The sequence below is a fragment of the Bradyrhizobium sp. LMTR 3 genome (assembly GCF_001693485.1).
Lineage (GTDB): Bacteria > Pseudomonadota > Alphaproteobacteria > Rhizobiales > Xanthobacteraceae > Bradyrhizobium.
In genome coordinates this window covers 13,081-36,272 of the sequence record NZ_MAXC01000008.1, presented here as the reverse complement: position 1 = coordinate 36,272, position 23,192 = coordinate 13,081, and the positions used below count along the sequence as shown (strand labels likewise).

17 protein-coding genes and 1 tRNA gene are annotated in these 23,192 nt (G+C 62.5%); 9 read left to right on the top strand and 9 right to left on the bottom strand.

Annotated features, from left to right (window positions below; all coding sequences use genetic code 11):
• The first annotated feature begins 93 nt into the window (after positions 1-93).
• Complete coding sequence (locus LMTR3_RS06985; RefSeq protein WP_065744362.1) at positions 94-1,305, top strand: ABC transporter substrate-binding protein; 1,212 nt, start codon at positions 94-96, stop codon at positions 1,303-1,305.
• Between the two features lie 134 nt (positions 1,306-1,439).
• Here LMTR3_RS06985 and LMTR3_RS06980 read toward each other — a convergent pair whose 3' ends face one another.
• On the bottom strand, positions 1,440-2,405 hold the full coding sequence (locus LMTR3_RS06980) for a TAXI family TRAP transporter solute-binding subunit (RefSeq protein ID WP_065744461.1): 966 nt from the start codon (positions 2,403-2,405) through the stop codon (positions 1,440-1,442).
• A 171-nt stretch (positions 2,406-2,576) separates the two neighbouring features.
• On the opposite strand from LMTR3_RS06980, the gene LMTR3_RS06975 reads away from it, so the two are divergent.
• A tRNA-Ile gene (locus LMTR3_RS06975) sits at positions 2,577-2,652 on the top strand.
• Positions 2,653-3,104: 452 nt separating this feature from the next.
• Here the strand turns inward: LMTR3_RS06975 and LMTR3_RS06970 are convergent.
• The 5 genes from LMTR3_RS06970 to LMTR3_RS06950 all read right to left on the bottom strand — a co-directional run bounded on the left by LMTR3_RS06970 (position 3,105) and on the right by LMTR3_RS06950 (position 9,549).
• Positions 3,105-4,517, bottom strand: coding sequence for an FAD-binding oxidoreductase (locus LMTR3_RS06970; protein ID WP_065744361.1), 1,413 nt, complete (start codon positions 4,515-4,517; stop codon positions 3,105-3,107).
• A gap of 34 nt (positions 4,518-4,551) precedes the next feature.
• A complete protein-coding gene (locus tag LMTR3_RS06965) occupies positions 4,552-5,367 on the bottom strand; it encodes an IclR family transcriptional regulator (RefSeq protein WP_065744360.1) in 816 nt (271 codons plus the stop codon).
• Positions 5,368-5,483: 116 nt separating this feature from the next.
• Entirely contained in the window at positions 5,484-6,575 is a 1,092-nt protein-coding gene (locus LMTR3_RS06960) for an extracellular solute-binding protein (protein WP_065744359.1), read from the bottom strand.
• 26 nt (positions 6,576-6,601) lie between these two features.
• Complete coding sequence (locus tag LMTR3_RS06955; RefSeq protein ID WP_065744358.1) at positions 6,602-8,398, bottom strand: ABC transporter permease subunit; 1,797 nt, start codon at positions 8,396-8,398, stop codon at positions 6,602-6,604.
• Entirely contained in the window at positions 8,395-9,549 is a 1,155-nt protein-coding gene (locus LMTR3_RS06950) for an ABC transporter ATP-binding protein (protein WP_065744357.1), read from the bottom strand. Before LMTR3_RS06950 ends, LMTR3_RS06955 begins: the two co-directional genes overlap by 4 nt.
• 287 nt (positions 9,550-9,836) lie before the next feature.
• Between LMTR3_RS06950 and LMTR3_RS06945 the strand changes: the two genes are divergently transcribed.
• Genes LMTR3_RS06945 through LMTR3_RS06915 form a run of 7 tightly spaced genes read left to right on the top strand, consistent with a single transcriptional unit; the run spans position 9,837 to position 17,628 of the window.
• Positions 9,837-10,640: a CoA transferase subunit A gene (locus LMTR3_RS06945; RefSeq protein WP_065744356.1), complete on the top strand. Its 804-nt coding sequence runs from the start codon at positions 9,837-9,839 to the stop codon at positions 10,638-10,640.
• Positions 10,640-11,407: a CoA transferase gene (locus LMTR3_RS06940; RefSeq protein WP_065744355.1), complete on the top strand. Its 768-nt coding sequence runs from the start codon at positions 10,640-10,642 to the stop codon at positions 11,405-11,407. The genes LMTR3_RS06945 and LMTR3_RS06940 overlap by 1 nt, the downstream gene beginning before the upstream one ends.
• Positions 11,408-11,431: 24 nt before the next feature.
• Positions 11,432-12,493, top strand: coding sequence for a 2-hydroxyacid dehydrogenase (locus LMTR3_RS06935; RefSeq protein ID WP_141686497.1), 1,062 nt, complete (start codon positions 11,432-11,434; stop codon positions 12,491-12,493).
• 15 nt (positions 12,494-12,508) lie between these two features.
• On the top strand, positions 12,509-13,186 hold the full coding sequence (locus LMTR3_RS06930) for a class II aldolase/adducin family protein (protein ID WP_065744354.1): 678 nt from the start codon (positions 12,509-12,511) through the stop codon (positions 13,184-13,186).
• Positions 13,183-14,733 (top strand): FGGY family carbohydrate kinase, encoded by a 1,551-nt coding sequence (locus LMTR3_RS06925; protein WP_065744353.1) that lies wholly within the window; start codon positions 13,183-13,185, stop codon positions 14,731-14,733. The genes LMTR3_RS06930 and LMTR3_RS06925 overlap by 4 nt, the downstream gene beginning before the upstream one ends.
• Positions 14,730-17,039, top strand: a complete 2,310-nt coding sequence (locus LMTR3_RS06920; protein ID WP_065744352.1) for a molybdopterin-dependent oxidoreductase — start codon at positions 14,730-14,732, stop codon at positions 17,037-17,039. Before LMTR3_RS06925 ends, LMTR3_RS06920 begins: the two co-directional genes overlap by 4 nt.
• A gap of 13 nt (positions 17,040-17,052) precedes the next feature.
• The gene (locus tag LMTR3_RS06915; protein WP_065744351.1) at positions 17,053-17,628 is read left to right on the top strand and encodes a peroxidase-related enzyme; all 576 of its coding nucleotides are present in this window, start codon (positions 17,053-17,055) and stop codon (positions 17,626-17,628) included.
• Positions 17,629-18,240: 612 nt separating this feature from the next.
• Here the strand turns inward: LMTR3_RS06915 and LMTR3_RS06910 are convergent.
• From LMTR3_RS06910 to LMTR3_RS06900, 3 genes are all read right to left on the bottom strand, one after another.
• Positions 18,241-18,738: a hypothetical protein gene (locus LMTR3_RS06910; protein WP_245319798.1), complete on the bottom strand. Its 498-nt coding sequence runs from the start codon at positions 18,736-18,738 to the stop codon at positions 18,241-18,243.
• A gap of 128 nt (positions 18,739-18,866) precedes the next feature.
• Entirely contained in the window at positions 18,867-21,950 is a 3,084-nt protein-coding gene (locus LMTR3_RS06905; protein WP_065744349.1) for an efflux RND transporter permease subunit, read from the bottom strand.
• Positions 21,947-23,038, bottom strand: coding sequence for an efflux RND transporter periplasmic adaptor subunit (locus LMTR3_RS06900; RefSeq protein ID WP_065744348.1), 1,092 nt, complete (start codon positions 23,036-23,038; stop codon positions 21,947-21,949). Before LMTR3_RS06900 ends, LMTR3_RS06905 begins: the two co-directional genes overlap by 4 nt.
• Between the last annotated feature and the right edge of the window lie 154 nt (positions 23,039-23,192).

Below are 23,192 nucleotides of genomic sequence, written 5' to 3'. Positions count from 1 at the left end.
CGGCGCGAAATAGTTGCAAATGAGACCAATTGGCGGAACCAACCGCCTGAAAACACCAACGGCCAATGTGCTGATTCCTAGGGAGAAGACAGGATGTTCGCCAGGAAACTATCCAGGCTTGCCGTGCTCATGGCCGCGATGCTGGCGTCGACCACGGCGCTCGCGCAAATTTCAGACGATATGGTCAAGATCGGCGTTCTCACCGACATGAACGGCCCCGCGGCGACGCCGACCGGCCAGGGCTCGGTCACCGCGGCGCAAATGGCGATCGACGATTTCGGCGGCAAGGTGCTGGGCAAGCCGATCAGCATCGTCGTCGGCGACCATCAGCTCAAGCCTGATATCGGCGGCGGCATCGCGCGGCGCTGGTACGACGTCGAGCAGGTCGACTTGATCGCCGACGTGCCGGTATCTGCAGTGGGGCTGGCGGTGCAAGGCATCGCCAATGAGAAGAAGAAGCTGTTCATCACGCATTCGACCCTCACCGCGGACTTCCACGGCAAATCCTGTTCGCCCTACGCGATGCAGTGGGTGATCGACACCCGTTCGCTCGCGGTCGGCACCGCGCAGGCCGTGGTCAAGCGCGGCGGCGATAGCTGGTTCTTCATCACCGACGACTATGCGTTCGGCCATTCGCTCGAACGCGACGCTTCCACCGTCGTCACCGCCAATGGCGGCAAGGTGCTTGGTTCGGTGCGGCCGCCGCTCGCAACGCCTGATCTGTCGTCCTTCGTGCTGCAGGCCCAGGCCTCAAAAGCCAAGATCATCGGCATCGCCGCCGGTCCTCCGAACAACATGAACGAAATCAAGACCGCGGCCGAGTTCGGCGTGTTCAAGGGCGGCCAGCAGATGGCCGCGCTGCTCGCGTTGATCACCGACATCCATTCGCTTGGGTTACCTGCAGCGCAGGGGCTGTTGCTGACGACGTCGTTCTATTGGGACATGGACGACAAGACCCGCGAATGGTCGAAGCGCTACTTCGCCAAGATGAACCGGATGCCGACGATGTGGCAGGCCGGCGTCTATTCCTCGGTCATGAGTTATCTCAACGCCATCAAGGAAGCCGGTACCGACGAGCCGCTGAAGGTAGCGGCGAAGATGCGCGAAAAGCCGATCGAGGATTTCTTCTCCCGCAACGGCAAACTGCGCGAGGACAATCTGATGGTCCACGACCTGTGGCTGGTGCAGGTCAAGAAGCCGGATGAATCGAAATATCCGTGGGACTACTATCAGATCCTCGCCAAGATCCCCGGCGACGAAGCGTTCGGCCCGCCCGATCCGGCGTGCGCGATGGCGAAGAAGTGACGACCGAAGGTCGTCATTCCGGGATGGTCCGAAGGACCAGACCCGGAATCTCGAGATCCGGGTTCGCTCGCTTTGCGCGCGCCCCGGGATGACCGTTGCGTTGCCTCGCGCTGATGCGCGAGCCAAGGCAACGGTCATTTCGCCACCCCCGCCTCCCTGAAATATTTCATCACGCCGGGATGGATCAGCGCCGCGTTCGGCGTCGCCGCAACCGTGTTTGCCGCCGTGGTCTCGCAGGCCTGCGGCAGCTTCTTGCACAGCGCGGCCTCCTGCCCATGCAGCGTGCGCGCCAACCGGTAGGCGACGTCGTCCGGCAGGCTTTCACGCGCCAGCACAAAGCTCCAGGAGCCTATGGAATCGATCGCGGTCGGCTGGTTCGGATAGCTGTTGGCAGGCACAGTCAGCGGTTTAAGGAACGTGTGCTTGGCGCGGACGCGCGCGATCTCGCCGGCGTCGGGTGCGATAAATCGCGCACCGCCGGCAGCTTGCGCCATCGCCGCAAAGCCGGGCCAGCCGACGCCCGCGCCCCACAGCGCGACGGCGCGACCGTCCTGGACCATGGCGGGGCCGTCGCCGGCGCGGTCGAGATAGATCGACTTGAAGTCCTCGTCCTGCTTCAGCCCGATGCCGTCGAGGATATAGCGCGACAGGATCGGCAGGCCCGAGCCCTTCGCGCCGAACGCAACCGGCTGGCCGACCAGATCCCTGATCGTCTTGTAGGGACTGTCCGCCCGCACCACGAACATGCCGGGGCTGGAATACATCGCGGTGAGGATTTTCAGCTTCGTCGCCGGCCGGCCGATGCCCATGAAGGCCTCGTAGGCGGGCTCGCCCGCCACCAGGGCGATATCGAGCTGACCGGATTCCAGCAGCGGGATGTTTTCGTTGGAGCCCTTGGTGTTGCGCGCCTCGATCGACAGCGCCGGATCGGCCGCATTCATCACTTCCGCAAATGCATTGCCATAAACCGGAAAGCCGCCGCCCGGCGTCGCGGTTCCCAAGCTGATCGTGCTCTTGATAATGGCTTTGCCTCCCTCCTGCGCCCCGGCGCTGCCCGCAAGCAGCAGCAGGCCGGCACAGGCGATCCCAGCGAGTTTCATTCTTGGCCTCAAACGTTCGGTGACGATGATGCACGGAGGGTTGTAGGCAAGCGCGAGCGCTTGTGAAAGCGCGTTTTCGGCCCAGAAGGTCGGCATTGCCGTATCGCTGTCATGCCTGTAAACGATGGCGGCACCGTTGCCGGCCGCCTCCCCCGCGGCCGCTCCGCGGCGGGGCCTGTAGCTCAATGGTTAGAGCCGGCCGCTCATAACGGTCTGGTTGCAGGTTCGAGTCCTGCCGGGCCCACCAAAAAATCAATCACCACTTAGCTGTCTTTCATTTCACAGCCTGTTGGCCACCGCACCAGAAATGCCTCGCCTTCGTTGCTCCCAGTGGTGCTTCAGAGTCCGCAAGCTACTTCTCCAACCTCGATCCAGCTACGATTTCCCCACGCGATCGGAAAGCAGCCTAACTCGGGTTGTTGCGGCTCGATAGTCCGCCAAAGGCCGTCGTTCTTGCGCTATTCATCGCCTCTCAAGATATTCGCCAAGTAGGAAACCTGGCCCCAACATTCGAATTCTTGCGGAATGGGGGTTGCTTTCCCAATGTCGCCGGCGGCGGTAGTTGTCGAGGGCTCCAGCACCTATTCATTCACCGAATAGGAAATTCCGAGACTCGTGGTGGGATCAGGCCCAAACCCGTGCCCGACCCAAGTAGGCGTAGGGTACGCGTTGTCTGTATTGAGGTTTCAGTCCCCCGCCTCAATCAAAGACACGCCCGCGGTTGAGGATGGCTTTCGGATCCAGCGCGGTCTTCAACCCGCGCATCGCCGCAATCTCGGCCTGGCTACGGCACAGATGCAGCCACGGCTTCTTGTCGAAGCCGATGCCATGCTCGGCCGAGATCGAGCCGCCATGTTCGGCGACCAGGCGATAGGCCTTCTCGGCGGCTTCCTCGCCCTTCGGCGTCCTGATGACGTAATGGAGATTGCCATCACCCAGGTGGCCGAACACGATGAACTCAATCGAGGGATCAATGGCCCGGAGCGCTGTCCGGGCAGCTTCCAGAAACTCTGCTATCCGATGCGTCGGAACGCTGATGTCGCAGCCGACAACATGAGCGCGGCTGCGGACAAAGTCGGCGCACGAATCGCGCATGGTCCAGAGCGCCTGAAACTCGCGAGGCGACTGCGAAACCACCGCATCGAGTGCGACACCATCCTCCAGCGCCTGCATCAGGCAGGAGGCGAACGTCTCAACGGGAACGTCGTCCCTCAACGCCTGAACTTCGGCTAGAACGTAGAGCGAAGCCTCCGTGCCGAGCGGCCTGGGCATGCCGAGAAACGCAACGACGCCCTCGTAGGCTTCCGGATACATCAATTCGTACGCGGACAGCGAAGGGCCCAGCGTCTCCTGCAACCGCCTAAGGAGCTGCAAAGCCGCCTCGAGCGACGGCACGGCCAGAAAGGCGTTGGCCTCCGAGAAAGGCTTAGGGTGCAGGCGCAACCGAGCGCGCGTGACCACGCCGAGCGTTCCCTCACTGCCGACGAAAAGCTGGTTCAGGTCGTAGCCGGTGTTGTCCTTGTCCAGTCCGCGCAGCGAGGACAATATCGTGCCATCTGCAAGCACGGTCTCCAGGCCCGCGACCTGGGCGCGGAACATGCCGTAGCGGAGCACGCGGATGCCGCCGGCATTTGTTGCGATGTTACCGCCAATCGTCGCGGTGCCTCTGGATCCGATGTCGACGCCAAAGAGAAAGCCGGCCCGGTCGGCGGCTTCCTGTACCGTCTGCAGCGGCGTGCCAGCAGACGCCATGATCGTCGCGCTCTGACCGTGCACCTCGTCGAGCGCCATCATCCGCTCCAACGACAGCACCGCCTCGCCCTCGACGATGCGATGGCCGCCCGAGAGGCCGGTGCGCCCGCCATGCACCACGAGCGGCTGCGCAAAATCGTTGCAGGCGGCAAGACAAGCAGACACCTCCTCAGTCGATCCTGGCCGCATCACGAAACGCGGTGGCGCGGAGTATTTCCCCCTCCGATCCTCCCGATATCGGGCGTCGATCGCGTCCCCGATCAGGAGGGCGTTGCGAGGCAACACGCTGGATAGCCGATTGAGCAGTTCTGGATCGGTACCAACAGGAGGCTGCTTCGCGCCGGCCGGGAACAGGCTCATCCTACAGCGACCCCGCAGACAACTCGGCCACGACTCATAGCGTACCTCGCACCAATCTCCCCCGAGAGTGCCTCTGGCCGTGTGAGGCGAGCGCGTCACTGCCTCGGCGGTAGCCGAGCGCTGCGCTGATCGTGCGGGCCGCCTCCATGACATGGACGGAATATTCCTTGATCTGATTGCGCTTGATGCGCGAGTCGGGCCCGGACATGCCGATCGCCCCGACCAGTTCGCCGGACCGGCCGAGAATCGCGCAGGCGCAGGCTGCGATGCCCTCGCGCCACTCGCCATGCAGCACGGAAGAAAAGCCCTGCGCTCTCGCGAGTTCGATGTCCTTGCGAAGGTCCTTGATCGTCGTGCGCGTCGTAGCGGTGTAACGCCTGAGATGCGGTCGGAACTTTTCGAGATATTCATCGGGCAGATGCGCCAGCATGGCCTTCCCCGTCGCCATGGTGAAGGCCGGCGCGCGCATGCCCACGCTGGTATGGGCGCGGATATGATGGGCGCTCTCGATCTTGTCTACATAGACGACGTCGGTCCCTTCCAGCACCGAAAGATGGATCGTCTCGCCGGTTCTCTCGGCAAGCTTCTCCATTGCGGGGCGGGCGACCTTGACGAGGTCCATTCGGTGAATGACGTGACTGCCGAGCGCCCAGATCTTGGTCGTAAGCTCATATGTGCTGTTCTGCGGAATCTGCCGCACGTATCCCTGAGCCTGCAGTGTAGTCAACAGACGGTGAACGTTGCTCTTGGTGAATCTCAGCTCGGTGGCGAGATCAGTGACGCCACGGGGCTGCTCACTCAATGCCAGCGTCTCCAGCAAGCGAAGTCCCTTGATAAAAGCTTTGTCCATCGACAGCCAAACCGAATGATACTCTTCGCTCTAGCATAGCCCGACGAAGAGCCATAGCCTCGGGCAGAAGGCGGCCGCCGTCCTGCACAGGTCCGCGGCCGCCCGCCCGATCGACGCTATTGGGCCAGCAATGCGTTCAGCTTTTCCTGCCCGTATTCCTCGTTGGTCGACTTGCCGGCCGGCGATGGTGCGCCCCAATAGTCAGGGCTCCACTCGATCGCCTTCGAGACGTTTGCGGGATTGTTCGCCCAGTAGCGGCTGATCTTGCGGTCTGCGGCTTCGAACACGACGGGAGACGGGAGCGCAACCGGAAACGTCGAGGTAAGCTGCGCAGCGCGCTGCGGATCCAGACGCCACGAGAGCAGTTTCAGCGCGTTCTCATAGTGTGGCGCCCCCTTCGGGATTGAGAAGAAGTCGTAATAAACGAAGCCCTGGTTCCACTCCAGTTCGATCGGCGCGCCCTCGAGAGCCAGCTTGCTCATGGAGCCGGTGTAGGCCATGCACATGTCCGCCTCGCCATCGAGCATGAGCTGTGGCGGCTGGGCGGAAGTGGTCCACCACTTCGCGACGCTGGGCTTGATCTCCTTGACCTTCTTCAGGGCGCGTTCCACGTCAAGCGGGTACAGCTTGCTCTTCTCGACGCCGTCAGCCATCAAAGCTGCCTCGAAGACGAAACGCGGCCACGCCGGCATGCAACGCCGGCCGGGAAATTTCTTCACGTCCCAGAAATCAGCCCAGCTCTTCGGAATATTGTCGCCCTTGTACTTCTCCTTGTTGTAGACGAGACCGACACCGATCACCTGCAGCGCGACGCCCTTTGGCCGCTTGAGGTTGTCCGGCATCGCGGCAAGCGTCCTCTGCGCAGGCGCGGACAATTTCGAATAGTCGATGTTCTCGAGACAGCAATCGCCGAGCAGCTTGGTCTCCTGATCGAAGATGAAGGTGAGATCCCACTGCGCCTTGCCGGCTTCCGCCTGCGCCTTGATGCGCGGGCCGCTGCGGGCCTCCTGGACGGTGACCACCTTGATTCCGGTGTCTTTCTCGAAGGAGTCATACATCACCTTGCGCAGCGCCTCGCCATAGCCGCCGCCGGGATCCTGCATGATCACGACATTGCCCTGCGCCGCGGCGAAGCCGGTACTCGCCGCGACGAGCACGGTCGAGGCCAATAGAGACGCCGAACGTCCAAAGAGCTTCATTCCCAACATGTTAGATTTCCTCCAGTTTGCTTTTCTCATACGGCCTCGCGCGACCTTGCCAACACCGGCCTCGCAAGGACGATTCCCCCCACCACCAGCAGCACCTCGAGCGTCGAGACCACTGCCAGCACTGGATTGAGCCGATAGTTGACGTCCGCCCACAGCATCAGTGGGAGGGTCTTCAGTTGTGCGCTCGACAGGAACAGCGACAACACGAGTTCGTCGAACGAATGCAGGAAGGCAAAGAACGCCGCCGCCGCGAGCCCCGGCGCGATCGCCGGAAGGATGACGGTGCGAAAGACCGTCAGGGATGATGCGCCATGAACGGCGGCAGCCTGTTCGAGTTTGGGATCAACAGCCTGCAGCGCGGCCGACAGGATGACCACGACGATGGGCAGCCCCCCGATCGCATGGGCCGCTGCGAGACCAAATATCGTGCCGACAAGGTCAAAGCGCAGGAACAGACTGTAAAGCGACAGGCCAAGCACGACCGGCGGCACAATGACGGGGCTTACGAGCAGGAGCATGATCGTGGACTTGCCGCGAATGCTGCTCCTGACGATGCCCATGGCAGCGGCGGTGCCGAGCGCAACTGCGATGCACGCCGACATGGCCGCGACCACCAGCGAGTTCGAGAACGCCAGCATCCAGTTTGAGTCGGCGAAGAACGTTTCGTACCAGCGAAGCGAGAAGCCGGGTGGCGGGAAGGTCAGGTAGCTGGCGCTGCTGAAGGAGATGATCATCACAACGATGATCGGCAGGGTGAGCACGGCAATCACCAGGCCGCCCATCACGCGCACGGTCCAGACGCCGCAACTGGCCGGCAGACGTCCGAACAGCCTCAGCAAAGGCCAACCGAGGAGATCGGCGAGCAAGGTGCCGAGCGTGCGACGGCCGAACCCTGCCCTCCTTCCCGTCGTTTCGGGCTTTGCGGGTGCCGCATCGGACAGCTTGCTGCCGCCCCAGATGAATTCGAAACCGAGGAAGCGGCCGGCCACGGCAACAACCGCCAGGGTTATTCCAAGGAGAACCACACCAAGCGCCTGGAGAAAGCCCTCCGAAGTGACCGAGTCGGCCTGCTGCGTGATGTGCATGGCGAACATCTGATCGCCTGGGCCACCGAGCAACGTCGGCGTGATGAAGAAGCCGAGCGCCGCGACGAAGACCAGAAGGAAGCCGGCACCCATGCCCGGCAAAGTCAGCGGCAGCAGCACCCGCCAGAACACGGCAATCGGGCCGGCACCACTCGCCAGCGCAGCACGCGTGAGGCTTTCATCAAGCCGCGCCACGCTGGAGTAAATGCTCAGCACCATCAGCGGCAGAAGCACCGCCGTCATGCCCAGAAGCACGGTGCCGCGGGTGAAAAGAAGCTGCACCGGCTCATTGATTATGCCGATCGCAATCAGGAGCTTGTTGACCGGACCGTTGCGGCCAAGCAGGACCATCCATGCATAGGTGCGGATCAGGATGGCGATAAAGTACGGCAGCACGATCGCCGTGGCGATCAGGATCTGGACGATGCCACGGCTGCGATGGATGAGGAGCGCAGTGGGATACCCGAACAGCAGGCAGAGAAAGGCGACGGTGACCGAGATCTGCATCGTTCGCACGAGCGAATCCCAGTAGAGCGGAATGGCGAAGACGCGCTCGAAATAGATCGACCAGGTCGGCCCGCCAAGGCTGATGCGGATCAGATCGATGAGCGGCAGAAGGTAGATGAACGCAAGAAAGGCCGCAGCCGGCAGCAGCAGGAGCGCCGGATCCGTCAGCCGCCGGGCGAGACCAGAGCTCGCAAAGCGCCCCGGCTGCACGCCGATCGACGCGGAGGTCATGCCAGCACCCAGCAGTCTTCGGCGCCCCAATTCACATGAAGGCGATCGCCGACGACCGGCAGCGGTCGGTTTGCAGTGTCGGTGCAGCGGATCAGCAGCGTTTCGCCGCTCTCCATGCGCGCCTCGATACGCAGGATCTCGCCGAGAAAGATCGCCGATGTAACGGTGACCGGTATCGAGTTCGCGCCCATCTCGTTCGAAATCGCGATGCGCTCGGGGCGCACCAACACGGTGGCGCGGCCGACATCGATCGCGTCGCGGCTTTCAGCGTTGAACACGTATCCGGCGCGATTCCGCAGCGTCATGGTCGATCCGCGTTTCTGCACTATCTCCGCCTCGATCAGATTGCTCTCGCCCACGAACGACGCCACGAAACGGTTGACGGGGTGGCGGTAGATCTCGAGGGGACGGCCGACCTGAACGATCTTGCCGGCATCCAGCACCGCGATGCGGTCACTCATCGTCAGCGCCTCGCCCTGGTCGTGCGTGACGAATAGGATCGTGCTGCCAATCGTCTGATGCAGATCGCGGATCTCGATCTGGATCGACTCGCGCAGCCGCCGGTCGAGCGCGCTGAGCGGTTCGTCCATCAAGACCACCTTGGGTCTCATGACGATGGCGCGCGCGATCGCCACCCGCTGCTGCTGTCCGCCGGACATCTGCGAGGGCGACTTCCTCGCATGCTCCGACAGACGCATGATCTCCAGCGTTTCAGCAACGCGTCGCTCGGTGGTCGCCCGGTCGACGCCCGCCATGCGCAGCGGGAAGGCGACGTTCTGCGTCACTGTCATGTTCGGGAACAATGCATAGCTCTGGAACACCATGCCGAAGCCGCGCTTGTGCGTGGGAACATGGTGGATCGGCTTGCCATCGACGAGGATTTCGCCGCTGTCGAGCTTCTGGAAGCCAGCCAGTAGGTTGAGCAGCGTCGTCTTGCCGCTGCCCGACGGCCCGAGCAGCGTGATGAATTCGCCGGGCTCGATGTCGAGACTGATCCGATCGACGGCGTAGAAGTTTCCGTAGTGCTTCACAGCCTCCCGGATGGCGATGCTCGATCCGATTGCGCTTCGCACCCGAGCGCGACCGCCTTGCGCTGCAAGGGCGCTCGCCGCGCCGGAACGCCCGGCGCGCAACGCCAGAGGCTCACCCATTCGCTTCTCCCTATGTTCTATATTGTAGAACGCTATTCTGAATTATTGTTGGCCCGACGCGAAGGCTTGTCAAGAGACGGCGGCAAATGCGCCCACGCGACGTAACGCCATCGGAATTTTCGAGCCCTTCCGCATCCAATTCCGCTCGCGGTGAAAGTGGATTGACAGGCTCGCCATGCTCCGACTACGTTCAATTTAGAATAATGTTCTACATTGTGGAACATTGATCGATCTCCTCCGGATCGCGCCGAAGCGGCCGCTGGAGAACAACCCGGACTGGGAGGAGAATGGTGCTGAGCGAACTTCGCGCGATGGCGAAGCATGTCGAAGCGGGCATGCGCGTCGCTCTGCCGGTCGACTATGCCGGCGTTTCCATGGCCATGACCCTCCCCCTCATCGAACGCGGCGCAGGCAATCTCGATCTCGTCTGCGTGCCCACCGGCGGATTGCAAGTCGACCAGCTCGTCGGCGCCGGGCTAGTTCGAACGGTCGAAACCAGCGCAGTCTCGCTGGGCGAGGCCGGCGGCGCACCGCGCTTCAATGCGGCCGTCAAGGAAGGCACGATCAAGCTCAGGGACGCGACGTGTCCGGCGATCCATGCCGGTCTGATGGCCGCGCAGAAGGGCAGTCCATTCGTTCCGATGAGAGGCCTGATCGGCACCGACCTGCTGCGCCATCGGGATGACTGGCGCGTGATCGATAATCCTCTTGCCGACAAGGGCGACCCGATCGTGCTGATCCCCGCGATCAAGCCCGACGTCACGATCTTCCACGCCCCGATGGCCGATCGTTTCGGCAATGTCTGGATCGGACGGCGGCGCGAGCTCGCGGCAATGGCTTATGCCTCTATCACCGTGCTCGTGACGGTGGAGCGCATCCTCGAGGAAAGCCTGCTCAACAACGAGATGAGCGCCGCCGGTGTCCTGCCAGCGCTCTACGTCACCGCGGTCGCTCACGCACCAAAGGGCGCGTGGCCATACGGCCTGTGGGGCGAGTATTCGACGGACACAGTGGAAATCCTGCGCTATGCGAAGGCCGCGCGCACGGCGGAGGGTTTCGCAGACTACATGGCGCAGATGGAACCGGCGTGATGGTTGAAGTTCACCCTCGCGAGGTGCTGATCTGCACCATCGCGCGACTGCTCGACGGGGTCCGGCACGTGGCCGTCGGTGCCTCCTCCCCGATCCCTGCTGCCGGCGCCATCCTGCTGCGCGCATTGAAGGAGAAAGCCGGCGCGATCGGCCCGCGCATTTCCATCCTCGGGTCCGTCGACCACAATTTCTTCACCAACGGCTCGGCCGAGCTGTTCGACTGCGCCGGTCAGGGGCGCATCGATGCGTTCTTTCTCGGCGGCGGCCAGATCGACGGTTTCGGCAACGTCAATCTCGTGGGCGCCGGAGACTATCCGCAATCCAGCGTGCGCTGGCCCGGCTCGTTCGGCTCCGCCTATCTCTATTTCGTCGTGCCGCGCGTCATCCTGTTTCGCGAAGAGCACACCTCGCGCGTTTTCGTGGAGAAGGTCGACTTCGTCAGCGCCCCCGGCATCAGCGAAGACGGCGTCTTCAGAACCGGCGGGCCCTACGCGCTGCTGACGGGGAAAGGACTGTTCCGGTTCGACAAGTCGCGTCCAGGCTTCGAGCTCGAGAGCGTGCATCCCGGACACGATCTCGCCGAGATCAAGGCGGCGACCGGTTTCCGGTTCGCACATGGCGAACGGCCGCTGCAGACGAAGCTGCCGGACCGCGCGACCCTCGACCTGCTCCGCGGCCGCGTACTGGACGAGTTGGCGGGAACCTATCCCGAGTTCGCCGTCCAGATGCAGCGCGAGCTCGCGCAGCGCGGCGCCCTGGTGTCCTGATCAAAAAGAGAGCCTGAAACCACCATGAACATGATCTCCGACGTCAAAACGCTGACCATCGGCATCATCGGCGACGGCTTCATGCAGCCGGCCTTCTTCGAGGAGGCGCTGGCGAAGGTCCTGGCCGGACGCCCCGTGCGGTTCAAGCACATGGAGCTTGGTTGGCCCCTGAAAGTCCAATCGACCAAGCACGATCCGTCGCTTCCTGTCGCGGAATTCGTCGGCCGGCCGGAGGCCTATTTCGACTTTCTCGGCGACCTCGACATTCTCGTCACGCATCTGGCACCGATCACAGCGGAAAGCCTGAGGCATGCGCCGAAGCTGAAGATCATTGCGGTGTCGCGGGGCGGCCCGGTCAACATCGAGATGCCGGCGGCGCGCGATCGCGGGGTGACGGTCATCAACACGCCGGGCCGCAACGCCTCAGCCGTAGCCGAGTTCACGGTCGCCTCGCTGCTCGCGGAGACACGCAACCTCATTCGCGGCCATCTATCGGTCGCCAGCGGTGAATTTCGCCGTGACTTTTATCATTACGATCACACCGGGCCAGAGCTCTGCGAGCTCACGGTCGGCATCATCGGCTATGGCGACATCGGCACGCGCGTGGCGCGGCTGCTCCAGCCCTTCGGCTGCAGCATCCTGGTTTCTGATCCCTTCAAGCAATTGACCGATGAGGACCGCGCCGCCGGCGTCCAGAAAGTCGAGCTCGACGACCTTACCCGCCAGGCCGACGTGGTTACTCTTCATCCGCGCGTCACGTCCCAAACCAAAGGTATGATCGGCCGCGACCGGATCAACGCCATGAAGCCGGGCGCCTATATCGTCAACACCACGCGCGGACAGGTGCTGGACTACGCGGCGCTTTACGACGCGCTCGTATCGGGTCACCTCAGGGGTGCAGCGCTGGACACATTCGATCCGGAGCCACCGCCGGCCGACTGGCCGCTCCTCAAGCTTGCCAACGTAACGCTATCGCCGCACATCGCGGGCGCCTCGCGCTTCTCCGTCACCAAAGCGGCCAACATGATCGCCACGGACATCGGCCTGATCCTGGACGGCAGGCCGCCTCTCTATCCGACCAAATGAACAGGGAAAACGTTCATGACCAAAGAAGAATTGGCTCTCCGTTCCGAGCTCATCGAGGCCTGCCGCAGCATGAACCGGCTGGGGATCAATAAGGGTACGTCCGGCAATATCAGCGTCAGATACGGCAACGGCTTCCTGATCTCTCCCACTGGCATTCCCTACGACAAGTTGACGCCAGATCACGTCGTGGCGATGAACTGGGATGCGACCTTTGCAGGCGACGTGCTTCCATCGAGCGAATGGCGCTTCCACCGCGATATTCTAAAGGCGCGAAGCGACCTCAATGCCGTGGTCCACACCCACTCGACGCATGCGACGGCACTCTCGATCATGGGCAAGGACATCCCGGCAATCCACTACGTGATCGCCGGAGCGGGCGGATCGACCATCCGATGCGCGCCCTATGAAATTTTCGGTTCGCAAGAGCTTGCGGACCGGGTCATCGAGGCCCTCGACGGACGCAGGGCCTGTCTGATGGCGCATCATGGTGTCATCACTGCGCATGTATCGATCGCGCGCGCCCTGTCGCTCGCGGTCACGGTCGAGGAGCTGGCCCAGCAGTACCTGCTCTGTCTGCCCCACGGTGAACCGCCAGTGCTCTCTGAACGGCAGATCGCCGAGGTCATGGAGAAATTCAAGACCTATGGACAACAGCCGGCAACCACCCTCGAGAAGCTTCGTCAGGCTTCATGACGGTTTCGAATTCCGTCCTGCTCTGTCTCGACTCCGGCACGACGGCGGTGAAAGCAGCCGCCTTCGATCGGCAGGGACAGATGCTGTGCGCGGTTCAGCGCGAGAATCGGGGGCTCCGGCGCGGCGGTATCCAAGTCGAGCAGGACATGGAGATCGCGCGCGAGGATGCTCTAGCCGTGCTCGGTGCCTGTGCAGCAAGGGCGAATAGCATCGTCGATGGCATTCTGCTGACGGGTCAGGGCGACGGACTGTGGCCGATCGATCAGAACAGAGAACCCGTCGGTTCCGCGATCACCTGGCTCGACGGACGGGTTCGGTCCCTGATTGCAGAGCCGGACCTGCAGGGCTCGCTGCAGGAGATTGAGACGGTCACGGGCTCACGGCCGACAGCCGCCTCGCAAAGCCTGCACCTACTCTGGCTACAGCGGCACGATCCGGAACGGCTGAAGCAGATCCGGCACGTGCTGCGCCTGAAGGAGTGGCTCTTCTATTCCCTCACCGAAAGGCTGCTGGGCGAACCGAGCGCAGCTCTTCCGGTTTGGGGCGATTGGCGCACGGGTGAGACTTCCCGCCGTGTCGAAAGTGCCCTCGGCTTGGAGCGCGGCCTGGAGCTACTGCCCGAACTCGTGCCGGTGGGCGCGTGCCGCGCCACACTCTCGCCACAGGCCGCCGCGGCGCTGCGCCTTCCCTCAAACGTGCCGGTCCTGCTCGGTCCGGGCGACGTCCACGCATCATTGATCGGCCTCGGCCTCGGCACGCGTCCCGGCGTTACGCGGGCCTCGATTTTCGGCACCAGTGCGATCCATGGCTGCCATTTGCAGGACCCCGCGGCTATGCGCGAGAAGCCTGCCGGAGCCATCATCCAGAAGTTCGTGCTGGGCTCGGGCTACCTTTGCACCCACCCGAGCTTCAATGGCGCCACACTGCTGCAGCACGTCAGGAAACTGATCGCGGGCGTGCCCGAGCGGATCGAGCCGTGCCATTCCGAGCTGTTGTTGCATCCCTTCTTCGAGCCGGGCGGCGAGCGCGCGCCTTACACCACGCCGCATGCGAGCGGCGCGATATTCGGCCTAACCGCAGCAGCAACGCCTGCGCAGGTCGCGTGGGCAGCGTGCGAAGCGCTGGCTTTCATTGCGCGCAGGAGCCACGAGATGATGAGCGCTCCGGCCGGCGCTCTCTCGCTGGGTGGCGGCCTTGCGGGAGATCCCCACTTCGCGCGCTTCCTTGCGACCGTGACGGGATCGACCGTCCAACGCTCGACCGATGGCCACGCGGGCCTGCGCGGACTTGGTGCCATCGGCGCGAAGTTCCTGTATGGCGAGCCGCCTTCCACGGTGGCAGCGAACTGGATCGGCGCGCCTGACGAAACGATGCAGCCGCAACAGGGCGAGATCGCGGACTATGCGAACCGGAAGTTCGTGCTGTTCTCTCGCCTTGTGGACGCGGTTTCTCCGCTTTGGGAAACCATGTCCGGCATCAGAAGCTCCGTCGAAGTGCCGACGCAGTCCCGGTCTGCGAACCGCGCGGCCGTTGGAGACTATGGATGAGCAGAATCAGACGGGTTCCACACTGTAGCCATTGGGGCGCCTACACGATCCTCGTCGAGGACGGGCAGATTGTCGGCGTCGAACCGTTCGAGCATGATCCGGCTCCCTCACCGATCATCAACTCGATCAGGGAATGGGCAAACCCCGCACGACGCGTGCTGCGGCCGATGGTTCGTTCCGGATGGCTCGACAAGCGCGAGAAGAGCGATCGCCGCGGGCGCGGACGAGAGAAATTCGTGCCGGTCGGCTGGGACGAGGCGACGACGCTGGTCGCCGACGAGATTCGGCGCGTCTCGGACGCCTTCGGCAATGCCTCAATCTTTGCCGGCTCCTACGGCTGGACGAATAGCGGGCGATTCCACCATGCGTCCTCGCTGCTGAAGCGCATGCTCAATCTGGTGGGCGGCTTCACCGGGCATGTCGACACCTATTCGATCGCGGCGGGTCCCGTGATCCTGCGCCACACGCTGGGTGACGACACAGCCTGCGGCGGGCGGGCCAACACGCTCGATACGATCGCCCGGCATACCGATACTCTGGTCGTGTTCGGCGCGATCTCGCCGCGGACCGCGCAGAATGAAGCCGGTGGAATCGGCAGCCATATGGTGGAGACCCATCTCAAGAGGATCGTGGAACGCGGCACCAGGATCATCCTCGTCTCGCCGCTAGAGGACGACATACCGGAATGGGTGAACGCCGAATGGTGGCCGATCCGCCCGAACACCGACACTGCGTTGATGCTTGGATTGGCCGGCGAGATCGTCAAAGCCGATCGGCACGACAAGGCCTTCCTCGAACGTTGCACGAGCGGCGCCGACCGCCTCCTCCGCTATCTGGATGGCACGCAGGATGGCGAGGGCAAGGACGCGGCCTGGGCGGCGGGGATCACCGGGCTCGACCAGCAGAGGATCGTAGAACTCGCCAAGCGCCTCGTCGAGACGCGGAGCATGCTGACGGTGAGTTGGAGCCTGCAGCGTGCCCATCATGGCGAGCAGCCGTTCTGGGCGGCGCTTGGCCTTGCATCGATCATCGGCCAGATCGGTTTGCCGGGCGGCGGCGTCGGCTATGGTTACGGTTCTCTGGGAGGCGTGGGGTCGACGATCAACATTGGCAGATCGCCAGCCATGTCGCAGTTCGCAAAGCCAATCGACAGCTTCATTCCCGTGGCGCGCATCAGCGACATGCTGCTGAACCCCGGCGGACCCTTCACCTACCAGGGCTCGACCCGCTTCTACCCGGACACGCGACTTGTGTATTGGGCCGGAGGCAATCCGTACCATCACCACCAGGATCTCAACCGTCTGGCGGAAGCATGGACGCGCCCCGAAACGATCATCGTACAGGATCCGATGTTCACCGCGACGGCGCAGCGCGCCGACATCGTGCTGCCGGCCACGACCTCGATCGAGCGCAACGACCTGGCAGGCAACAAGCGATCCGACTTCATCCTAGCCATGCAGAAGGCGATCGAGCCCCTGGGTGAATCCCGCGCAGATTTCGACATCTTCAACGCCATTGCCGAAAAGCTCGGTGCGGCGGACCGCTTCAACGAAGGCCGCGACGAAATGGGCTGGCTGCGCCATCTCTACGAGACAAGTCGCGACGACGCCGCAACCCGCTTGGGTTTCGAGATGCCGGACTTCGATACGTTCTGGAAAGCCGGCTACGCCCGGTGTCCGGTCAAGGCCGAGCACACCTATCTGGCCGAATTCCGCGACCAGCCGGAAACGTCGCCGCTCAAAACCGAGAGGGGCAAGATCGTGCTCGGCAGCGAGACGCTGGCCAAACTCAATTATTCCGACTGTGGCCCGCACCCCGCCTGGATCGAGCCGGCGGAGTGGCTCGGCAGGAGCGATCCGGATCAATTGCATCTAATCTCGCATCAGCCCGCTGGCCGGCTCCACAGCCAGCTCGAGACCGGCGCTGCGAGCCGCGCGATGAAGCGCAATGGCCGCGAGCGGGCCCGCGTCAATCCCAGTGACGCTACCGCGTTCGGGATCAACGATGGCCAGACGATCCGCATTTGGAACGACCGCGGCGCTTGCCTTGCGACGGCCCAGGTCACAGACACCGTTCGCCAAGGGGTCATCGTGCTGCCGACCGGCGCCTGGTTCACGACGGCCGGCGACAGCGGCATCGAGATCGCCGGCAATCCGAACGTGCTGACACTCGATGTCGGCACCTCACAGTTCGGTCAGGGCTGCTCGGCACACACCTGTCTCGTCAGGATCGAGCCGTATGCCACTGACCCGGGCGACGCGATCGAAAAGTATCAGGAGAAACTGGCCGCGCTCGCGGCCGTCTAGACGGAGTCTCAATATGATCTCTCACGCCATCAGCCGTTTCCCGGTCCCGAAGATCTCGGACCTGCCGGAGGATATCCGCAGCCGAATTCTTGCGGTTCAGGAGAAGTCAGGCTTCGTTCCCAACGTCTTCCTGACGCTCGCCCATCGGCCGGACGAGTTTCGCGCGTTCTTCGCCTATCACGACGCACTGATGGACAAGCCTGGCCCGATCAGCAAGGCCGAGCGCGAGATGATCGTGGTCGCGACGAGCAACGCCAACCAGTGCCAATACTGCGTGGTGGCCCACGGCGCGATCCTGCGCGTCCGCGCGAAGAATCCCCTGATCGCCGACCAGATCGCGATCAACTACCGCAAGGCGGACATCACCGAACGGCAGCGGGCGATGCTTGATTTCGCCATGAAAGTCTCGGCACGCGCCTTCGAGGTGGGAGAGGCGGACATCGTAGCGCTAAAGTCTCACGGTTTCACAGATGAAGATATCTGGGATATCGCGGCGATCGCGGCTTTCTTCGGCATGTCCAACCGTCTGGCGAACGTCACCAGCATGCGACCGAACGACGAGTTCTATATGATGGGTCGGTCAAGTTGAGGCGAACGCGGACCTGCCCTCGCGCGCTCGATCGGATAATATCACAGTGTGTCGCGCAAAATTACGCATGGTAGCGGGGCAGTGCTACCGCCTTTCCCCACACCCGACTGAGTTGCGTTACCTCACGATTCAAGTGCCGGGGCTGCACCTGCAGCGCGCGCCCCCTGCCGTCATTTCGTCAACGCGGCGAACGACTGGCTTTCGCAACGGTCGACAATTACCGACATTCGGGTCGTTACGTGCTCATTGCCTTTATAGAAGACCGCTAACGGGCGTCTTCTTGAGAGCTCCGTAGCGCCGCTCCGAAGACATATGATCCACGGGACCGAGGATATTGGATGGGCTCGGATGGGAGCCGAAACCTCATGGGGCTCCTCAAGCTTGGCTTCTGCGGCAGCCTTCTTCAGCGACTCCATGACCTTCGATGGCTCCGGCGCACTGATCGGGGCGTCAGGCAGACGCGCCGAGTTCGAGAAACACGCCGCCAGGAGAACACACAACGGCGCCCACGAAAGTCGTATCCACCCCTTCGGTCGATGGCCGGTGTTTGGTGGCCGCTTCAATCTGAATACATCGCTCCAATGGCGCCGTTGCTCGCTGGAGGCTGCGGACTCATCGGGAATCTCGAAGAAGATCAATCGAGACCTGTGAAACCCACGCCCCCGGCGATTCCATGGTGAACGATTGGCGGTTCTCCTTTGTGCGAACGGCCAGCAACGCCGTGATCGTATCGCTCTCGATTTTCGCATCGATGAGATCACCGGCATTTTGACCCGAAATCTTGCCTCCCTGGCGGTACTCGCTTTCAAACCAGTTACCCGAAAGCTCCGATCCCCTTTGGTCAATATTGGCACTCAGCTCCATCTTGTAGGCATCGCTTGCGCAGCGGACATTCATCTTCACGGACTGTCCCTCGTTCTTAACGACGTAGTTGACCTTGCAGCGGACGCGTTCGCGTGGCCCGTCCTTGGGCTTCATCGACCCCACACCCGACCATGAGCCGGCCAGATTATCGAAGCTCTGCTGCGCGCGAGACGGTGTGATGGTTACGATTGCCATCAAGAGCAGCCATCCCGGAATCCGCAAGATGAGCATCCCTTGCCTAAACATGATCTTGATCCTTTCCTCGTTGCGTCGAGATCAGAGAGCCTTTGTCCCTTTCCGGCAAGACACTGAACGCGAGTCGCGCACGCCGTTCTCGAAGATTCGCGGGGACGAGACTTGCAATTCAATTGTCATCAAGCCATTTGCGTGTTGCTTCTCCCAAGGCGCTTGGCGATACAGCGCTGTAGATCGTCCATGACCGTAAAGAAGGCAGGGACGTACACCAGACTGAGGACTGTTGAACTGAACAGCCCTCCGATTACGGCAATTGCCATGGGTGCGCGCCTTTCGGCGTCCGCCCCCATGCCGAGAGCAATCGGCAACATGCCCGCGCTCATCGCGAGCGTCGTCATAACGATCGGTCGAGCTCGCTTGCGAGCCGCATCCAGAAGGGCGTGCACACGATCCAGCCCCCTATCGCGCCCGGCGACGATCGCGTACTCGACCAGAAGGATCGAATTCTTTGCTGCGATCCCCATCAGCATCAGAATGCCGATCAGTACCGGCATCGATATCGACGTGCGTGTCAGAAGCAGTAGACCCAGCGCCCCGCCAATGGACAAGGGCAGCGCGGTCAGGATCGTGACGGGTTGAACGAATCCATTGAACAGGAGGGCAAGAACGACAAAGAGCAGAGCGATGGCGGAACCCATCGCGAGCTTGAAGCTGTCGAACAACTCCTGCATGCGTTCGGAGTCGCCCGCCGGCTTGTAGGTTACCCCCGCAGGCAAGTGCCGGATCGATGGCAAGTTCTCCACCAGACGTTCGGCCTCTCCGACCGTGAGCCCGCTCAATTCCGCTTCCACCGTCTCGCTTCGTGTTCGGTCCGTTCGCTCGATCTGGATCGGACCCGAACCGAAGATGATATCGGCAACCGACGATAACGGCACCGAATTCTCGAAAGCCGGAACCTGAAGACTCGACAGGCGGGAAAGATCCGTGCGCGCATCCTCGTTCAGCAGCACACGGATCGGAATCTGTCTGGCGCCCAGACTGAATTTTGAGAGATTTTGTTCGATGTCACCTACGGTCGCGATGTTAACGGTTTTCGCGAGCGTCGTTGTGGAAACCCCAAGGAGCGCCGCTTTATCCACTTTGGGGACGATTTGCAGCTCGGGTCTGGCGAAGCTGCTCGTCACCCTCGCGCGATGAAAGCCGGGCAGTCTACGCATGTCTTGCGCCAATTGCCGGGCCGAATCGGCGAGCGCTGCGGGATCGTCGCTCAATAGCGATAGCTGTATCTTCGCGCCGGAAGATCCATCCTCGCCGAGGCGTATCCGAACGCCGGGAACTGTCGATAGCTGCCGGCCGATCGAGGCCTCGAACGCCTGCTGTGAAAGCGCTCTTTCGCTCCTTGGTACCAGGTTGACCGTGACAGTGGCCCTTCTAACCTCTCCGACCGATGTCGAGAGATCGCCGGGGCCGGATAGTGTCAACGTCTCGGTTCCGAGCGCCGAGTAGACGGACACCACTTCAGGCCGCGCCCTTAGCAGGAAGATGACCTTCTGTGTCGCCAGATCCGTTTCCTGCAACGTCGCGCCCGGCTCCAATTCGACGGTGAGTATCGTGCGGCCCCGGTCGGCAGCGGGCATGAAGTCGGTGGGAAGAGATGGAACAAGTGACAGCGAGGCTACGAAGAATACCATGCCCGCGACAATCGTGATCCATCGATGGCGCAAGGTCCAGCTCAGCATTACGGTGTAGTATCGCACCCATGCCGGTTCACGGTGCTGCCTGCCGGTGTCCTTCAGGAGGTATGCTGCCATCAAAGGTGTTAGAAGACGCGCCGTGACCAGGGAAAAGAACACCGAACTGCAGACCGCGATCGAGAAGGCCTTGAAGAACCGGCCCGGAATGCCCGGCATCAGTCCGACGGGCGCGAAGACCACGATGATCGCGAATGTCGTCGCCACGACAGCGAGGCCAATTTCGTCGGCTGCATCGATCGCGGCATCGTAGACGCTTTTTCCGGACTGCCGGATATGCCGGACGATGTTCTCGATCTCCACGATAGCGTCGTCGACGAGGATGCCGACGACGAGAGCGATCGCGAGCAAAGTGATGTTGTTCAGAGATTGGTTCAGCCCATACATCACCGCAAATGTCGGGATCAGCGACAGTGGCAGCGCGGCGCTGGAAATCAATGTTGCACGGACATCCCGCAGGAACAGCCAGACGACCAGAACAGCCAGCAGCGCCCCCAACGCAAGCGCCTCGATAGTCGCGCTATATCCCTCGACCACCGCATCGGTCGACGAAGTTACTTCGAAAATGCGCACGCCGGGATGGGCGGCGGAAAATTCCACGATCTTCTTCCGGACATCGCGAGTTACGGAGAACTCGCCGCTTCCGACCGCGCGATAGACGCTCAAGCCGACGACCTCTCGCTCGTTCAACCGCGCCCGCTGACGCGGTTCCGCCCAGAACCGCTCGACAGTGCCCAGTTCGGAAAGTTTGGCGCTCCGTCCGTCACTGAAGGCGATGCGCATCTCGCTCAGACGCGCGACGTCGGTGACGCTCCCCACGGTGCGGATGGCTTGTTCGGCCCCGCCGAGCATCACGCGGCCACCTGGCTGAGTGATGTTCTGGCTCCTGATGAGGTCGGAAATCTCGACGGCCGTGAGTCCGAGTGCCATCAGCCGGTCGGGGTCGAGCTTGATCGCAATCTCGGCTTCGACGCCGCCGGATCTCGAAATCCTGGACACACCTGGCACCGCAAGCAACGCCTTGGCGATGTCGTTGTCGATGAACCAGCTCAGATCGTCGGGAGCCATCGCCGGCGCCTCGACGACGAATGTGAGGATGGACTGCCCCGTCGCCTCGACACGCCGAATCGTGGGATCGAGGGCACCCTGCGGCAGTTTTGAACGTATCGACGCGACAGCATCCCGAACGTCGTTCGTTGCCCGGTCGATGTCGGTCCCGAGCGCGAACTCGACCGTGGTCATGGAGAGGCCCTCGTTGACGATCGACCGCGTGCGATTGACGGTTCCCAGTCCGGCAACGCTGTTTTCGATAAAGCGCGTAATCTGCGTTTCGATCTCGGTCGGGGCAGCTCCAGGCCAGGCGACGCTGACGGTCACCGTCGGGATGTCCATGTCCGGCATATTGTTGAGCCGAAGCTTCGAGAACGCGACCACGCCCGACAGCGTCAGCAGCAGGAACAGGATCGTAGTTGCAACCGGGTTGCGGATTGCCCAACTGGAAATGTTGTTCACCGCACGGCGCTACCGTTAGCGGATGCGGTCTTGACGTTCACCGCGTCGCCGTCGTTCAGAAGGCCGGCGCCTTGGGTCACGATGCGATCACCCGCGTCCAGGCCCCGTATAATCTCGACGTTTTCGGCGGCCCCGGAGCCGATCCCCACTTCGGTAAGCGACACCAGATTGTCGCGTCCGACCTTGAACACGTGCACCCTCGCGTCGCGCCAGACCAATGCCTTGAGCGGAACGGTCAATGCGAGCTTGCTCTCGACCGCGACCTCCACGCGTGCGAACATGCCGGGCTTCAGTTGCGTGTCGCCGGACAGCGCGATGCGGACCGTACCCAAGCGAGTCTTGGGGTCGACGATCGGCGAAATGATCCGGACGGTTCCCTTCTCGGACGTACCGGCAGGTCCGAAAATAGTTGCGGGTTGCCTAGCCCCCGCAGCGAGAAGATCCGACTCGAGCACGCGCGCATCGACCTCGACGCGGTTGTCCTGAATGAGACGGAACATCTCGACTCCCGTCTGGACCACCTGGCCTATCGCCACGGATCGGGATGCGATCATGCCCGCGGCAGGAGCGACGATGACGGTCTGCCGGTCCCGCGCTTCGGCTTCCTCGAACTGCGCCTGTGCGGCCTTCAGCTTTGCTTCCGTCGTCTTGACGAGCGTCTCGCGCTGCTCGATCACCTGCGCACTGATCACTCCTGACGAGACGGAATGCGCCCGCGCAGCATCGGACCTGGCGATTGCAAGGCTCGCCTGCAGTTCGTCGACTGCCGCCTTGTGCTTCGATATTGCCGCGACCGTAAGATCCCGAGTGAGACGCGCCAATAACTGCCCCTTCGCGACGAAGTCGCCCTCATCGACCGCGATCTCGGTCACGGTCAGTCCGCCGACCTCCGAGCTGACCGATATCTCGCGCCAGGCGACGACGTTTCCGGTGGCGGCAATGCGCCTCGTGACCTCAGATTTCTCGACCGATGCGGCGATGACCGTCATTGCCGCGGAGGTGTCCTGCCCGTGGGCCGCGGAATGGAGAAACAGGAAGGCCGCGATGGCAGCGATCCGCATGCGCCTGCGTTCGGTAACGGCAATCATTCTGCACTTTCCCCTGCGCTCTCTCAGCCGGAGCGCTGTTTCTTTTTCGGCGATCGGCCGGCACATATCCGGTTAGAACGATAGCTTTGCTCGGGTAGAACAATTCGTGTCGGAGTGTCTCGGCGGGAAGCCGATTCATGTCGAAAGATTGCTG

Coding starts and splice junctions, on each gene's coding strand:
- LMTR3_RS06915 (WP_065744351.1), top strand. CDS start 17,053: ATGATCTCTCACGCCATCAGCCGTTTCCCGGTCCCGAAGATCTCGGAC.
- LMTR3_RS06960 (WP_065744359.1), bottom strand. CDS start 6,575: ATGTTGGGAATGAAGCTCTTTGGACGTTCGGCGTCTCTATTGGCCTCG.
- LMTR3_RS06950 (WP_065744357.1), bottom strand. CDS start 9,549: ATGGGTGAGCCTCTGGCGTTGCGCGCCGGGCGTTCCGGCGCGGCGAGC.
- LMTR3_RS06970 (WP_065744361.1), bottom strand. CDS start 4,517: ATGAGCCTGTTCCCGGCCGGCGCGAAGCAGCCTCCTGTTGGTACCGAT.
- LMTR3_RS06980 (WP_065744461.1), bottom strand. CDS start 2,405: ATGAAACTCGCTGGGATCGCCTGTGCCGGCCTGCTGCTGCTTGCGGGC.
- LMTR3_RS06945 (WP_065744356.1), top strand. CDS start 9,837: ATGGTGCTGAGCGAACTTCGCGCGATGGCGAAGCATGTCGAAGCGGGC.
- LMTR3_RS06925 (WP_065744353.1), top strand. CDS start 13,183: ATGACGGTTTCGAATTCCGTCCTGCTCTGTCTCGACTCCGGCACGACG.
- LMTR3_RS06900 (WP_065744348.1), bottom strand. CDS start 23,038: ATGATTGCCGTTACCGAACGCAGGCGCATGCGGATCGCTGCCATCGCG.
- LMTR3_RS06910 (WP_245319798.1), bottom strand. CDS start 18,738: ATGTTTAGGCAAGGGATGCTCATCTTGCGGATTCCGGGATGGCTGCTC.
- LMTR3_RS06955 (WP_065744358.1), bottom strand. CDS start 8,398: ATGACCTCCGCGTCGATCGGCGTGCAGCCGGGGCGCTTTGCGAGCTCT.
- LMTR3_RS06935 (WP_141686497.1), top strand. CDS start 11,432: ATGAACATGATCTCCGACGTCAAAACGCTGACCATCGGCATCATCGGC.
- LMTR3_RS06920 (WP_065744352.1), top strand. CDS start 14,730: ATGAGCAGAATCAGACGGGTTCCACACTGTAGCCATTGGGGCGCCTAC.
- LMTR3_RS06940 (WP_065744355.1), top strand. CDS start 10,640: ATGGTTGAAGTTCACCCTCGCGAGGTGCTGATCTGCACCATCGCGCGA.
- LMTR3_RS06930 (WP_065744354.1), top strand. CDS start 12,509: ATGACCAAAGAAGAATTGGCTCTCCGTTCCGAGCTCATCGAGGCCTGC.
- LMTR3_RS06985 (WP_065744362.1), top strand. CDS start 94: ATGTTCGCCAGGAAACTATCCAGGCTTGCCGTGCTCATGGCCGCGATG.
- LMTR3_RS06965 (WP_065744360.1), bottom strand. CDS start 5,367: ATGGACAAAGCTTTTATCAAGGGACTTCGCTTGCTGGAGACGCTGGCA.